A 14,769-nucleotide genomic window follows, 5' to 3' on the forward strand; every position below is an offset into this window, starting at 1 on the left:
AACCTGTGGCCCGGTTCAGCTTAAAATCTTACGGTGATTCCTGCTGTATAGTAACTGTTTATTTTGTTTACGAGAGATGATTCCCATTCGCTGCGTGCAAGGGACACGATCTTTGAAACGCTTTCGGCATTTTTTGGGTAAGAAATACCGTTGTAAGTATAATATTTTTTATCTTCAGAAATAGTTACACTTCCACCGGGGTACATATTTGTATTGACGCCGTAACGCTGGATGTACTCGAACGTATAGCCTGCCCTGAACGAAACATGTGTCTTTTTGCGTGTGGCAAATGTATATTCAGCCTGAATTCCAGTCTGGATAACGTACATTGTATGTTCCTGATTAAGGAAATTGAGTTTGTCCCACGCAGTATCTACATGTGTTCCGTTGGAAGATGAAGAGTCGGCCATCATGGAATGTGTGTTTACACTGCCGTCAGTCGAATAAACGCCGGGTTCTGCGCACAGGTAGGCAAAAGCTTCATCGTCTGTAAGGCTTTCGCATACATTTGCATGACGCATGAAAGTAGATGAAACTTTAATTCCCAGCCTTGAAACAGGCCTGAAGTCGAGCGTAAGGTTTATGGCGTCGCTGTTCGGTGCAAAGGCCGTTCCCATGTTTATTCCATTGTTCGTATAGTTCTGGTAATTTTTTGTTCCGGCAGAAATTGACGCTGTTTTTTCGTCATCGTATTCCCAGTGCGAATATGTGTACGGTGTAACAAACGTGTAGTTTAAATTTGCCCTTGTGCAGAAAGAATTTTCGGGGGTATAAACAAGGCCGGTCTTAAAGGCAATCCTGTTTTTTGAGTCAATGCTGAGCTTTGCAAGCTTGTTTACATCTATGTCGTCTACAAAAATGTCTGTTGCCCAGAGCACGCCTTTTACCGGGCGGTACTTCAGGAGAATTCCCATCTGAAGGTTGTCGTTGCAGCCGCCTATTCCCTGCGCTACCATAAACGGAACAGGAAGAAGGTACGAAGCGTCAAAACGTTTTCCGTAAACTATGGTTTCGTAGTATGAAGCAGAAAATTGGTCTGTAAAGCCGTATTCAAGTGCATGGAAAGCAAGTATTTTGTCCGGGGCAAGTGTTCCGCTGTCACCGCTGTACGAAGAAGTGGCACCTATCATGGAAAGCTGATGGGCATAGGAAAGCCGGCCGTTCATGTATGTAAACGAAAGATTTGCACAATGGTATGCGCTGTCGTTGAGAGCCAGTCCCTGATTAAGGTAAGGGCCGTATCCTGTTCTGTAAATTCCGGCCTGCATGAACATATTTTTCTTTCCTACTGCAAGACTGTTGTTCATATCCAGATATACGTTCATGGGGCCTATAGATGCCGGATCCTGAATGGAATCGTGCATTGAATTCGTATAGATGGGAAGAAAACGGCTTTCGTCTTCTATATTGCGTGCAGCCCAGCCAAGATGGTATCCTACAGAAACAAAGTCGTCAAAGAGATAGAAATCGCCTTCGAGGGCCGGGTACACATAGAGCATACTGTCAAGTTCGGCAGGATCCGAATCTTCCTTTTTCTGGCTTAAAGCATAGTCTGCACCTGCTTCTACATGCCATGAATGTTTGAAAATATCTTCGTACAGAAGATTGGCAATTTCTGTATCATATGCATCCCCGTTTTTTATAACGGTATCAAGAATTTCCTTTACATTCGCAAGCGGATAAGGTCTTATCGGGGGAACTTCATTAATTATTCCGCGTATTCCCCAGCTTTCTACCATTGTATAAAACTTGTCGGAAGGATCAACGCTTACCTGTGAAAACAAAGGCAGAGAAAGAGCTGCTGTCAGTACTGCCAAAATCGAAACTTTTTTATTCATTGGAACATCCTTACAGGCCGGAACGTAACTGAAACAGCTGTTTCCAGACCGCATTTGAAATTATCGCTTACATTGCCAGAATTGAAAATAAAGACGCAGGCCGGCCTTACAGCCAGTGTAACTGCACTTACGGGCGACCACTTGGCACACAAAGAGATTCTGTTTACGTACTCGGGAATACCGCTCGGTGTTACCAGTGACTGTTTTCTCTTAGCTTCTTCAAAACCGTCTTTTGAAGTGTCGGGGTAAATCCACTTGTCAAGATCGGGCACTCTGTCCTGACCACCCCAGTCGCAGTCATTTTTACCCTTAAAGACTTTTGTCCCTGAATATTCACCGCAGGCCTTGAAAAGATAGCCGGCAGTTATGCTCCAGTTGTCGTGTTCGTAGCCGAAACTCAGCTGGGCAGCTGCAGTATCGGGGCCATAGGGACTTCCTATCCACTCGTAGAAAACAGCCTGTTCCCCCATGTTTTCGCTGAATGTACCAACAAGGCTCCAGTTGGGGCTTTCCTTTATGTAAAGGTACGGGTCTGCATAATAGCCTTCAAGCCACGCATGAAAACGGCCGCCCCGGAACGGAACATAGGATTCTATTCCAAGCTGTGCGCCTATTCCGTTTGGTGTAACATTGTCGGGCCAGTTGTCCATCTCGTACTTTGTCTGGAACTGATCCTGGGCAAAATTTGCATAGAGGCGCAGATTTTTTACCGGCACATACTGAAGCTTAAAGCACATGTATGCGCATGTATGTCCTTCAGAATCATCTTTATCGGGCTCATAGTCACGCCAGGGGCTCATTCCGTGGTAGATTGTCCACGGGTTCAGAAAGCGCAGTTCCAGCGGTGCATTTACAAAAATTGCTTCTATTGCAGAAAATGTAAGTTTTTTGAACAGGCGCACTTCGAGCTGGTGCATGTAAAGATAGCGGTCAACATTGAACTGGTTAACATTCATGCAGTAGCGTACATCCGGTGAATAAAATGAAAGAGATGCAAAAGAAGTGGTTGTAAGATATTCGCTCATGATGACACTTCCGCCGAGAGAACGCCCCACACTTCTTTCACCAAGCCCAATCTGGAAATTCATTCCGGCTGTGTCTGTAAAAGAATAACCCGTGCTAAAATATGCCCTATGCGGAAAATTGGTGTCAAACTGTGAAGCCTCAAGCGGAATATTCGTAAAGGTTGCGTCTCTGAGCGCATACCCGTAGTTCTGCCTTAAGTCGAGTTCGGTATACATTGTAAACAAATCTTTGGCCTGGAACTTGACCGGGAACGAAATAAGGGCAAGTCTGTCTTTTTTGCCATAAACCCAGTCAATGTCATCTTCGGATTTGTACATTCCCTCAAGGTTTACAACAGGGTCTGCTTCAAGGCTGAATATTCCAGCCTCAAAAGAAAGCGGATCTTCTGCCGCATAAGCTTTAATTCTGTCGTAAAGGCTTTTACCGCTACTGCTTAACGAACTGTAGTCCGCTTCTAAAAGATAAAGAAGGATTTCATTTATGGAAAGAGGCGCGTTATCTGAAAAATCTGCACGGCCTTCTTCGAGCGCTATTGCTGTAAGTGCATCATAAACCCAGCTTCCTGCCGGAACAAGTTCCTGTTTTCCTCTTGGGGCAGCATACAAAGCCCCTGCTGAAAGGAGAAAACAAAGAAGTGCCGAAAAAATTTTTCTGAATAGTGTCAATTCTGATCTGCCGATTTAACGGCCCCCTCAAGTGTTTTGGACTGTATTTTCTGCGGCCAGGCTGAAAGAACCGCATTGTAGAAAGCAACCGTGCGCTTTCCGTGTTTTTCAAGGGTAAATCTCTTTGAAATTTCACGGCCTTTTTCGCCCATCTGCGAACACATTTCGGGATTGTCAATAAGAGCGTAAAGATATGAATCCATGGCGTTGTCAGAGTCGGCAAAATAACCGTTTACCCCGTGGAAAATAGTATCGCTGAAGCTTGTGTCCCGTCTGCACACTGCCGGAAGTCCCAGGGAAAGCGCTTCAAGAACAGTCATGGAATGCATTTCGGAAAGGGATGCCGTAACATATATATTGGAAATGGCATAGTAAGCGTAAACTTTTCTCCAGTCAATAAAACCCGTAAACAGAATTTTGTCTGCAACACCTGCCTCGCTGACCTTTTCCTTAAGGATTTCCAGTGCACCGCCCGAACCGACAAACAAGGCTTTTGCATTATCACGGCCTCTTACAACTCTTATAAGTACATCTGCAAGTTCAATTACACGTTTTTCTTCTACAACACGCCCCACGCAGATAATAACACGGTCTGTTTCTGCAATGCCCAGTGACTTTCTGAGGGCAACCTTGTCTTCTTCTGTTACATGGGAACCTATAAATTTCTGCGTATCTATTGCATTCGGAATAATTGCAGAAGGAGTTTTTGGCAGGCAGAACGGTGATGTAAAATAGTCGTGTGCTTTTTTTGAAACATTGATAAGGGCATAGAACTTTTTGTACATAGTCTTTACCATCTTTCTGACAAGACGGCGGGGAATAAGTTCACCCATAAAAAGATAATAGCGGTAATAGTCTTCCCACATTGTATGAGTTGTGGCAACTACCGGAATATCGAGCATTTTTCCGACTATAACGGCCATCTGTCCCAAAAAGAATTCTGTATGGGAATGTATAATCTGGATATTGTTTTTCTGAAGAAATTTGGCAACAGCCTTTCTGTGAGGAAACCCGATGTACTGGCCTTCGCCGAGCGGGGATAAAATGGACATAACCCTCATGATATTGGGGTCGGGTTCTTCTTCATAATCTTTGTCATTTGATGAAACAGTCACTATTACAACATGATGTCCCATTTCTTCAAGTATTTTTCTAAGCTGAATAACAACAGTAACCACACCACTTTTTGTAGGCAGATAACTGTCTGAAAACAATGCTATATTCATAGACTTCAATTTTACTTCATTATTGCGGAACGTTCAAGTATAAGATATAATGGGCAAACCACGGAGTAAGGATGACATCTGAAGAAAAGCAAAGCATTTACAGTCTTCTCAAAACAGTTTCCTCTTGGACTGCAGGGTTTATTCCCGCGGAATACAGAACAGAACCGCCGGTGTTTACTGACGATATTACAGTACCAGCCGGCGTACAGACCAAAGCAGCAGAAAAACCGCAGCAATCTTCTTCTCTCGAACAAAAGCCAAAAACAGAAGAAACAGGACACCTTACACTGGATTCCCTTTACAAAAAGATTTCGGAGTGCACAAACTGCATACTGGCATCAAAAAGAATTCACGCTGTTCCGGGTGAAGGCTGTGAAAAACCTTATGTTCTTGTTATCGGTGAAGGCCCAGGTGAAGAAGAAGACAAAACAGGCCGCCCGTTTGTAGGAAGAGCAGGACAGCTTTTGGACAGAATGCTTGCTGCCATAAGGTTAGACCGCAAATCAAACTGCTACATTGCAAATATAGTAAAATGCCGCCCGCCCATGAACAGAACGCCCATGAGTGATGAAGCCGCGGCCTGTTCAGGTTTTCTGCAGGCACAGATTCACATTCTAAAGCCAAAGCTCATTCTTGCAATGGGACGAACAGCCGTTCAGAATCTTATGAAAACCGATGCCGGAATAAATGCGCTTAGGGGAAAATGGCTGGATCTTAACGGAATTCCTCTTTTGGCAACATACCATCCCAGTGCTGTTCTGAGGGACGAAACGCTCAAAAAACCTGTCTGGGATGACCTGAGGATATTCGGCGCAAGACTCAGAAACGAGTATCCCGAATACGATAAAGACTTTCACTTTACGCAGGGAAATTCCTGACACATGGGCAGATACATTGACGTTGCCCTTAACGTCCCGCTCAACATGGCGTTCACTTACGAAGTCCCTGCCGGATCTAACACGGGCAGCCCTTATTTCGGAAGAAGAGTCGAAGTAAGGTTCGGTAGCAGAAAGATGACGGGTACGGTTGTAGCCGACTACGATAGCATTCCTTCTACATGCGGTGTAACTGCCGACAAAATAAGACCTGCAGTAAGATTTCTGGACGACATACCCCTTTTAACGCAAGAACTCTTTGACATAGCAAAGTTCATGTGCAGCTACTATATTTCTCCCATAGGGGAATGTGTTTCTGCTATGCTGCCTTCGGGAAGACGCGAAACAGAATACCAGGGCTTTCCTGCGGCAGATACTGACGAACTATTTACGCCTCGCACTCCCAGTGAAGAACAGGAAGAGGCAGTAGAAGGAATTCTTTCCCCAGACAAAGGTCCTCTGGTACACTATCTTTTCGGACCTACAGGAAGCGGTAAAACCGAAGTCTTTCTGTCGGCTGCAGAACGTGTACTTAAAAGCGGCAGGGGTGTAATCTATCTTGTTCCCGAAATAGGACTTACTCCGCAGGTTGCAGAGTCAGCCATTGCAAGGTTCGGGAACACAGCTGCGGTAATACATTCAGAACTTACGCCAAGCCAGAGACTTGGTGAATGGAAGCGCATACTGCGAAAAGAAGCGCGCATTGTAATAGGAGCAAGAAGTGCCATATTTGCACCTGTTCCCGACCTGGGGCTTGTCATAATGGACGAAGAACATGATTCTTCGTACAAGTCAGGCTCTTCCCCCCGTTACCATGCAAGGCAGATTGCCATGAAAAGATGTTCCGCACTTAAAATTCCCCTTGTAATGGGTTCGGCAACACCTTCTGCAGAAGCCTGGTATTCAATGCAGAAAGGAACAATAAAGCGGCATGTTCTTACAAAAAGACTTTCCGGCGGAAAAATGCCCGACATAGAATGCGTAAACTTAAGCTCGGGGACGGCGGGAGACAGCTGCATTTCAAAAGAGCTCGAAACCGAAATAAAGCGCGCGCTGCACGACAAAAGGCAAACGATTCTTTTTCTTAACAGACGCGGCTTTACGCACTTTTTCAGGTGCATGACATGCGGGTATGAACTCAAGTGCCGAAACTGTTCTGTTCCCATGACATACCACAGAAGCGAAAACCGGCTGCGCTGCCACTACTGCGGATTCAGCATGGAACCACCCAAGCAGTGTCCCGAATGCGGATCCCTTGACGTAGGCTACAACGGCTTCGGAACAGAATACATAGAGGCCGAAGTCATGGCAAAATTCCCTTCGGCAAAAACCATAAGGGTAGACACAGACAGCCTCAAAAAGCGCGGTGAACTGCAGGAAAAACTTGATGCATTCCGCAGGGGGGAATATGACATTCTTCTTGGAACACAGATGGTCGCCAAAGGGCTGAACTTTCCCAACCTGAGGCTGGTAGGCGTTGTTCTGGCAGATACTTCCCTTCATCTTCCCGACTTCAGGGCTTCTGAACGCACATTTTCGCTTATTACGCAGGTTGCAGGACGGGCAGGAAGGTTTTTCCCGGACGGAAAAGTTATTGTACAAAGCTACAGTCCCGACCGCGAACCGATTGCACTTGCCGCAAAAGGTGATACTGAAACCTTCTACAAATCAGAGCTTTCACAGAGGGAACTTCTTGGCTTCCCGCCGTTTACAAGGCTATTAAGGCTGGTATTCCGCTCTCAGGTACCTAACGCGGCCCAGACCGCTGCAATGGCTGCTGCTTCCATTATAAAAAGCGTGTCTGCCCCGGAGGAAGTTGAAGTTCTTGGCCCTGCAGAATGCCCGCTTGAAATGATAGCCGGAAACTTCAGGCATCAGATTATTTTAAGGGGAGACAGAATAGCGCCCCTTGTAGATGCTGCAAAAAAACTCGTATGGGGCTACACTTCACCAAAAAACGTATATATCGAAGTAGACGTTGACCCTGTCTCAATGCTTTAACTTCAGCGGACTTAAGAGTGGCGTCTTGTTCCGTCAAAACTGATTTTCCAAAGAAAAAGTCCATCGGGAGGGGCTGTCATTCCAGCTTTTGACCTGTCGCAGCTTTCAAGAATATTCCTAAAGTCCTGTGCACCAAGCCCTTTCTGTTCGCACTGGATCAGAGTTCCGGTAAGAGAGCGCACCATCTTCCACAAAAAGGCATTTGCTTCTATCTCGAAAACAAGAAGGTCTTCCTTTTCGTAAAAAAAACGGGCTCTGTCAATATAGCGCCTGGTAGAAATGCTCTGATCTCCGGCTGCAGAAAAAGTTGCACAGTCGGTTTCCCCTGAAAGACACGCGCACATTGAATTAAGCGCGTTTGCATCAGGTCTGTTCGGAATGCACCACACGTACCTTGAGTCCCTTGCCTGCGGAACAGTGCCTGCCTGTATAAAATACCTGTATGTACGTGAAGTTGCGCTAAACCTTGAATTAAAGGATTCCGGAACTTCGGCTGCCTGCATTATTCTTATGTCACGCGGAAGAAAGCCGTTGAGTGCCCTTACATAGTTTTTTGGAGGAATTGATTCCACCGGGGAAGTAAAATTTGCCGCCTGTGCCGTTGCGTGAACACCGCTGTCTGTTCTGCCGCTTCCGTAAAGGTTTATTTTTGTCCTGAACATTTTTTCAAGTGCTGTTTCTATTTCGCCCTGAACTGTACGAACGGGTTTACCGCCGGCCGACTTGTCCTGTCTCTGCCAGCCGCAGAAATCTGTTCCGTCATAGGAAATTGTCAAGAGAATATTTGCCATTTATTCGTCCACACTGAATATATTGTTTGCCGAAAGTTCTGCGGCCAACTTGTCATAAAGGTTTTTTGCAACTTCAAGAAGCGGCCCCGGCTTGTTCTTGCTGGATTTTCCCAGACCAAAGATGCGCGCAATGGCCTTTTTGTATTCGTCAAGTTTTTTGAGGCGCAGTTCACCGTCGTCACGCTGGCCGTATTTGTATTCCAGAAGGCCGCAAAGGTAAATTACGCCGTCGTAACCGTAGTTTTTGTCTGTATCGGGACCAAAGTTTGAAACAGGTTCAATTGACTCTATGCGGCCGGTTTCGTTGATGAGCGTCTGCTGGTAAAAGAAAAGTGCCTTTCTGTAAAAGACCTGGGCAACGTATTCGTAGTTGTGTCCGGGGCATACTCTGTCCAGATCCTTGCACAGCCAGGCAAGCCTTAACGAAATCATTGCCCTTTTGAAAGTCGGGGCATAGGCAATATCAAGTTTTTCGTAGCACAGAAGCGCAAGATAGTACATTGCAGCACCGTCAAAAAGCGTGCGTTCCCTGTCAAGATTGTAGTAAGGGAAAATATCGGACACTGCCTTCTTGCGGTGTTCTTCGTCCTGCAGAATTCTGTCAAAGGAAACACTGTCCTTTACATCTGTAAAATCCTTCCAGAAAAAGGCAGTATGGCATTTGGGACACGAGCCCACGTCATAAATCATGGGATATACCCTTCCGAATTTCTTTGACGGTTCAAAAATTCTATGAAGCTCGTCGGTAAGGTTTCCTGCAATCATGCGGCCGCCGCCCTTGTGCATGACTTCCTGCCTGAATTTGGCGCGGCATACGGGACACACAAGTTCTTCTTTTGCCCAGTACGAGACAGAAACCTTTTTTTCCTCTTTGGGAGCCTTATGATAAGAAGTCTTGACCGCCATTTTATTATCCTCTCAAATTTGTTGAAATCCGCAGTGTGCAAAAATACACACTGCCGGAACTATCCTTCTATTACTACAAAAGCCATTGCGTATTCTTTTTCATGGCTGAGCGAAACGTGAACGCTGCAGTTTTTTCCGCAGATTTTTTCAAGGACTTCACGTGCACGTCCCTGAACGGCAACAAACGGCCTTGAGTTTTTGTCCTTTACAATATAAACATCGCGCAGATCAAAACCCGAAAGCCCGGTTCCCAGTGCCTTTGAAAAAGCTTCCTTGGCGGCAAATCTTACGGCATAATGCTCGCAAAGCCGCTGTTCCGAAGCAGAAGAATCATAAAGAATTTCTTTGCTATTAAAAAACCTGGCAATCATTGCAGGTGAAGAAACCCATTTTCTGAACCGTTCCACTCCGGCAATATCACATCCTATTCCGAGAACTGAAGACATCTATACTCCCTGGATCTGCGGTTCCGGAACGGCATCACTTTGCGGAATATCAGTCACATCTTCGGGAACAGCTTCCATTTCTTCCTGTGGCTGCGTATTTTCTGCATCTTTTTCTTCACCGTCATTTACTGCAGAAGAATCGGGAAGAGTCTCTTCGGGTTTAAGCACAACGTCCAGTGACAGTGTTTCACGGCTTTTTGAATTTACCGTAAGTCCGAGCGGAACAGTAACTGAAACTGGAACTTCATAATGCCCCGGTGTAAGTATAAACGAACAGTCAACAGAACCGCGCACAGAATCTGCCGAAAGTTTTTCTATATCAAGCAGCTCGCCTTCTACTATTACATCAACAAAAACAGGCTCTCCCGAAACTGCAAGGTCATCCCTTAAATTGTCAAAACTTACGGGAATATCAGAGAAAGTCTTTACCATTCCCTGCGGAACAATTCTTGCATTGACAGAGAAAGTACCCGTTCCGACAGAAATAAGCGAATTGCGGTTAAGCACACTGACTTTTTTTGTAACATCGGATGTAGCATTCTGAACCGAAACTTCTTCTGTAGGCATATATGTAATTTTGCTTACTACCGAACGCGGACCTTCTACCCTTACAGTTGCAGGATCTGACGTAATTTTTGAAAGGGTATATCCGTGTGAAGGAATTCCCGAAACAGAAGGTCTTATTCCGACAAATTTTACATCCCTTTCCTCTATTGAAAGCGGAACAGAATCCGGGGAAGCAGTTATTTCAAGCGGGTCCATAAGAAGAATGCGCTCTTCCAGGTCAAGAAGAACAGGAAAATTGTGCTGTCCTGCAGAAGACTGGGAACTTAAGTCCACATAAGCTCTTAAATCTTTTTCTGAAACAGACGCCAGCTGTTCTGCCCTTGCCCTGACAATTATTTTTACATTGCGGTGGCGTTCATAGCCTCCTGACAAAACCATTGCCCCTTCAGACTTTACTTCAAGCGGAACAACAAAGGTCTTTTTGTCTATGGTCGAAATCTGGTGAAAAAAATAAATCAGGACAGCCATGACAAAGCAAGTTACCTTGACCGGCCAGTTCTTAAGGATTTTGTCAAGAAATTGTTTTATGCTCATCTATCGTGTCCTCTATTTTCTGTTCATCGGGGGTAATCTCGAGCTGGCTTTCAAGAATTCTCGTAAGCTGTTCCATTGAAAGGTCGTAGTGAAGTTTTGAGTCGTATGCAAGGCTTATTGCCCCGGACTCTTCACTTACTACAAGAACAACGCTGTCGCTTACTTCACTCAGTCCGAGTGCTGCCCTATGGCGGGTACCGAAAGTCTTTTTTATATCATACTGTTCGCTTACAGGAAGAAAACATCCTGCAGCAATGAGTTTGCCGCCCTGAATAAAACAGGCTCCGTCATGAAGCGGTGTGTCGTGCCCGAAAATCGTAACAAGAAGGCTTGACGAAAGATCTGCGTTTATGCGTGTTCCCGTTTCGATTATGTTGTCGAGTTTTGTATGCCTCATGAATACGGCAAGCATTCCCCTGCGCTGTTTGGAAAGTGTTTCGGCTGCTATGAGAACAGAATCAACATAAGTGTGCTTTGACCTGGAACCGAACGCAAACCATTCTGTCTGTCCCAGCTTAAGAAAGATTTTTCTGAGTTCAGGCTGGAAAACAATTGCAAAGGAAATAAGAAGCCCCGGAGCCATTATGTTGAATACCCACAGAAGTGTCTGAAGCCTCAGAAGGTATGCTACAACATAGGCCATGGCAACAAGAACCGCAGCCTTGATGAGCTGCATGGCGTTTGTTCTGGTGATAATCTCGTATGCCTTGTACAGGAGAAATGACAGAACCCCTATATCAACTACAGATCCTGCATAATTATATATTTTCAAAAGACTGCTAAACGTGTCCAAGGCACACCCCTTCTCAGAAATTGACTAAACCGCTGTTCCGGAATGATTGTAACACGGCAAGCGTGTCTCTGCAAGAAGCAACATCATGAACACGCAGCATGGAAGCTCCCCTAAGGACAGAAACAAGGTCTGCTGCAAGGGTTCCGTAAAGCCTGTCTTTTATGTCGCGGCCCGTCATCTGCCCTATGCATGTTTTTCTGGAAAGTGCCATAAGTACAGGGTACTGCCCTGAACAGAGCCGTCCGCATTCAGCAATAAGTACTTTGTTTGACTCAAGGTCCTTTCCGAAACCGACACCAGGGTCAACTATTATTTTGTCACGGCTTATTCCGCAGAGGGCTGCATAGTCTGCACGCTCCGAAAGATAGGCGCTTACTTCTGCAAAAACATCGTTGTACTTTGTGTCGCCCTGCATTGAAGAAGGGATTCCCCTTTTGTGCATGAGAATTACTGGAATCTTTGCGCGGGCCGCAAACGAAGCCATTGCAGCATCATCTTCAAGTGCAGAAACATCGTTAAGAATATCTGCCCCTGCAGTTACGGCAGCTTCCATAACAGACTTCTTTCTTGTGTCTACAGAAACAGGAATATCAGATACCTTTCTTATTCCTTCAATTACCGGAATAATCCTGGCTGTTTCTTCTTCTGCACTTACATACTCAGAGCCCGGACGGGTTGACTCGCCTCCAACATCTATTATGTCTGCACCTTCTTCTATAAGTTCAAGAGCTCTTTCAAGGCCACCACGGCTTCCTTCAAAAAAACTGTCAGGTGTGCAGTTTACTATTCCCATAATCAAAGCGGGAAGTTCCGTAGAAACCGTTCTGTCTGAAAGGCAAAGTTCAATTTTCTTTTTCATGTCAGTTCTCCGTAAGAGTGCGCGCAAGGGCCGCTATTGTGTCAGGGTCAAGACCTGCTTCTTCAAGAATCTGCATACGGTTTCCGTTATGTAGGAATCTGTCTGGAAAACCGGTCGCTGCAGTTTTAATTTTTGGAGCATAAGGCGACCTGAGCAGAACAGACTCAAGGTTTCTTCCGATTCCACCGGTAAGTATGCCGTCTTCAACAAAGACAACGGCATCGTAGGAAGATGCAAGTTTTACAAAATATTCTTCGTCAAAAGGTTTTATGAAGCGCAGGGAATAAATGTCTGCCCATATTCCGCCAAGAAGAAGGGAACGCGAAGCAACCAGACACTCACTGAACATTCCGCCGGTACACACAAACAGAACCTTTTTGTTTTTTGCGCCGTTAAGTTCGGACTCATCTGCAAAGCGTGCCGAAACTGCAGGAGCAAATTCTTCGGCCCCAACAAAAAGGCCTCGGCCAGCTTCAACCGGTGCCGCAAACGAAGCGAGTTCTGACGGGCATGACATTTTTGGCCAGCGTATTGCAACAGGCCCCTTTGCGCACGAAACGGCCCAATCAAGGCATAAATCAAGATCGACCCTGCTTGCGACAGACATAATGCACATATTCGGAACGGGAAGCAGCATGCTTATGTCAAAGATTCCCTGGTGTGTTTCACCGTCCGAAGGAACCGCCCCTGCCCTGTCCATTACCAGAACGGCATGTCTTGAAGGAAGTGCTATATCTTCTACAATCTGGTCAAAGGAACGCTGCATGAATGTAGAGTAAATTGCCGCAACAGGAACCATTCCTCCGGCTGCGAGTCCCCCTGCAAAAGTTATGGCATGTTCTTCTGCTATTCCCACATCATAAAAACGCCTAGGGAACCTGCGGGAAAAAGCATCAAGTCCTGTACCCTTTGACATTGCTGCAGTGACAGCCGCGATTTTAGGATTTTCTTCGGCAAGTGAAACAATTTTTGAACTGAATGCTTCGGTAAAGCTGAGTGCGTCGAATTTTTCTACAACACCGTCACTTGTATTGAAAGGTCCCACCCCATGGAATGCAGAAGGATTGTTTTCTGCCGGACTGTATCCCCTGCCTTTTTTTGTAACAACATGGATTACCACAGGGCGCGGAATCTTTGCAGCCTTCCGCAAAACCCGTTCAAGCTGTTCTATATTATGGCCGTTAAGCGGCCCCACGTATTCAAATCCAAGGTCTACAAAAAGATTATTTGTAAGAAACATTCCCTTAAGGCCTCTTTTGAGCCTGTAAATCAATTTTCCGATATGGCGGTTGATGTAAGGAATGTAGTCCACTGCCCTGTCAAACTTGTAGCGGAATGACTGGTAGGCGTCTGTCATCGTAAGGCGCGAAAGATAACGTGAAAGTGAACCTACGTTGCGACTTATGGACATCTGGTTGTCATTTACAATTACAATGAGATTTTTTGCAAGCTGGCCGGCATGACTCAGTCCTTCAAAGGCCATTCCCCCTGTAAGGGCACCGTCACCTATTACGGCAATAACCTTTCCGTCCTTTCCTGTCTGCTGCCATGCAGAAAGAAGTCCCAGTGCAGATGAAATGGAAGAAGAAGCGTGTCCTGCATCAAAAAAGTCATGAGGGCTTTCTGTAATTCTTGTAAAACCCGAAATTCCGTCTTTTTCCCTAAGAGTATAAAAATTTTCAAGGCGGCCTGTAAGAAGCTTGTGCGGGTAACACTGATGGCTTACGTCCCAGACTATTGCATCATGGGGACTGGAAAATACCCTGTGAAGCGCTATTGAAAGCTCTACTACACCCAGATTACTGGCAAGATGGCCTCCGTTACGGCCTACGACATCTATAATTTCGCGCCGCATTTCCGAAGCCAAAGCCGGAAGTTCTGATTCTGGAAGGGCCTTTAGGTCATCTGGTGAATGTATATTCTGAAGGATCAAAAAAAACTCCTAAACTGCGCGGAATTCTGTACCGCCATGCAGATATAAAAAAAACCGGGGTTTTCTCCCGGCCGGACGCAGCGTGCAAAATTTCCCCTGCAAAAAAAAGACCGCAGTAAGTCCGAAAACAACCGCGGTCTTTCAAGGGAAAAAGGCCAAGATACAGTCTTTCGAACTGTTACTTGCTCTTATGCCGATTTCTTCTAAGCTTCTTCTTTCGCTTATGTGTCGCTATCTTTGCGCGCTTTCTTTTCTTTCCACAAGGCACGATAGAACTCCTTAATTAAGTAAGTATTTGTAATTATCGTT

Annotated in this window: 12 protein-coding genes; 2 read left to right on the plus strand and 10 right to left on the minus strand. The window is 45.6% G+C overall.

Features of this window, described 5'->3' with window-relative positions; genetic code table 11:
- Window positions 1-20: 20 nt before the first annotated feature.
- From IWA51_RS07490 to IWA51_RS07500, 3 genes are read right to left on the minus strand one after another with little or no spacing between them, the layout of a single operon-like run.
- Window positions 21-1,838 (minus strand): hypothetical protein, encoded by a 1,818-nt coding sequence (locus IWA51_RS07490; RefSeq protein WP_198441969.1) that lies wholly within the window; start codon window positions 1,836-1,838, stop codon window positions 21-23.
- Window positions 1,835-3,529 carry a hypothetical protein gene (locus IWA51_RS07495; protein WP_198441970.1) on the minus strand — a complete coding sequence of 565 codons (1,695 nt, stop codon included), beginning with the start codon at window positions 3,527-3,529 and terminating at the stop codon, window positions 1,835-1,837. The genes IWA51_RS07490 and IWA51_RS07495 overlap by 4 nt, the downstream gene beginning before the upstream one ends.
- Window positions 3,526-4,755, minus strand: coding sequence for a glycosyltransferase (locus IWA51_RS07500; RefSeq protein ID WP_177528843.1), 1,230 nt, complete (start codon window positions 4,753-4,755; stop codon window positions 3,526-3,528). The genes IWA51_RS07495 and IWA51_RS07500 overlap by 4 nt, the downstream gene beginning before the upstream one ends.
- A gap of 71 nt (window positions 4,756-4,826) precedes the next feature.
- Between IWA51_RS07500 and IWA51_RS07505 the strand changes: the two genes are divergently transcribed.
- Entirely contained in the window at window positions 4,827-5,633 is an 807-nt protein-coding gene (locus IWA51_RS07505; protein ID WP_198441971.1) for a uracil-DNA glycosylase, read from the plus strand.
- A 3-nt stretch (window positions 5,634-5,636) separates the two neighbouring features.
- A complete protein-coding gene (gene priA, locus IWA51_RS07510; RefSeq protein WP_198441972.1) occupies window positions 5,637-7,631 on the plus strand; it encodes a replication restart helicase PriA in 1,995 nt (664 codons plus the stop codon).
- Window positions 7,632-7,642: 11 nt separating this feature from the next.
- Here priA and truA read toward each other — a convergent pair whose 3' ends face one another.
- The 7 genes from truA to dxs are packed head-to-tail and all read right to left on the minus strand — an operon-like array spanning window position 7,643 to window position 14,460.
- Complete coding sequence (truA, locus tag IWA51_RS07515) at window positions 7,643-8,422, minus strand: tRNA pseudouridine(38-40) synthase TruA (protein WP_198441973.1); 780 nt, start codon at window positions 8,420-8,422, stop codon at window positions 7,643-7,645.
- Window positions 8,423-9,328, minus strand: a complete 906-nt coding sequence (locus tag IWA51_RS07520; protein ID WP_198441974.1) for a DUF2225 domain-containing protein — start codon at window positions 9,326-9,328, stop codon at window positions 8,423-8,425.
- A 59-nt stretch (window positions 9,329-9,387) separates the two neighbouring features.
- Window positions 9,388-9,774, minus strand: a complete 387-nt coding sequence (gene acpS, locus IWA51_RS07525; RefSeq protein ID WP_198441975.1) for a holo-ACP synthase — start codon at window positions 9,772-9,774, stop codon at window positions 9,388-9,390.
- Window positions 9,775-10,875 carry a CdaR family protein gene (locus tag IWA51_RS07530; RefSeq protein WP_198441976.1) on the minus strand — a complete coding sequence of 367 codons (1,101 nt, stop codon included), beginning with the start codon at window positions 10,873-10,875 and terminating at the stop codon, window positions 9,775-9,777.
- Complete coding sequence (gene cdaA, locus IWA51_RS07535; protein ID WP_177528850.1) at window positions 10,853-11,668, minus strand: diadenylate cyclase CdaA; 816 nt, start codon at window positions 11,666-11,668, stop codon at window positions 10,853-10,855. Before cdaA ends, IWA51_RS07530 begins: the two co-directional genes overlap by 23 nt.
- 13 nt (window positions 11,669-11,681) lie before the next feature.
- Window positions 11,682-12,527, minus strand: a complete 846-nt coding sequence (gene folP / locus IWA51_RS07540) for a dihydropteroate synthase (RefSeq protein WP_198441977.1) — start codon at window positions 12,525-12,527, stop codon at window positions 11,682-11,684.
- Between the two features lies 1 nt (window position 12,528).
- Window positions 12,529-14,460, minus strand: a complete 1,932-nt coding sequence (gene dxs / locus IWA51_RS07545; RefSeq protein ID WP_198441978.1) for a 1-deoxy-D-xylulose-5-phosphate synthase — start codon at window positions 14,458-14,460, stop codon at window positions 12,529-12,531.
- Window positions 14,461-14,769 lie beyond the last annotated feature (309 nt).

It is taken from the genome of Treponema peruense, assembly GCF_016117655.1.
Taxonomy (GTDB): Bacteria; Spirochaetota; Spirochaetia; order Treponematales; family Treponemataceae; genus Treponema_D; species Treponema_D peruense.

Bases quoted from the DNA above. Each gene is read 5' to 3' on its own strand.
- IWA51_RS07490 (WP_198441969.1), bottom strand. From the start codon at position 1,838: ATGAATAAAAAAGTTTCGATTTTGGCAGTACTGACAGCAGCTCTTTCT.
- IWA51_RS07500 (WP_177528843.1), bottom strand. From the start codon at position 4,755: ATGAATATAGCATTGTTTTCAGACAGTTATCTGCCTACAAAAAGTGGT.
- IWA51_RS07505 (WP_198441971.1), top strand. From the start codon at position 4,827: ATGACATCTGAAGAAAAGCAAAGCATTTACAGTCTTCTCAAAACAGTT.
- priA (WP_198441972.1), top strand. From the start codon at position 5,637: ATGGGCAGATACATTGACGTTGCCCTTAACGTCCCGCTCAACATGGCG.
- truA (WP_198441973.1), bottom strand. From the start codon at position 8,422: ATGGCAAATATTCTCTTGACAATTTCCTATGACGGAACAGATTTCTGC.
- IWA51_RS07520 (WP_198441974.1), bottom strand. From the start codon at position 9,328: ATGGCGGTCAAGACTTCTTATCATAAGGCTCCCAAAGAGGAAAAAAAG.
- acpS (WP_198441975.1), bottom strand. From the start codon at position 9,774: ATGTCTTCAGTTCTCGGAATAGGATGTGATATTGCCGGAGTGGAACGG.
- IWA51_RS07530 (WP_198441976.1), bottom strand. From the start codon at position 10,875: ATGAGCATAAAACAATTTCTTGACAAAATCCTTAAGAACTGGCCGGTC.
- folP (WP_198441977.1), bottom strand. From the start codon at position 12,527: ATGAAAAAGAAAATTGAACTTTGCCTTTCAGACAGAACGGTTTCTACG.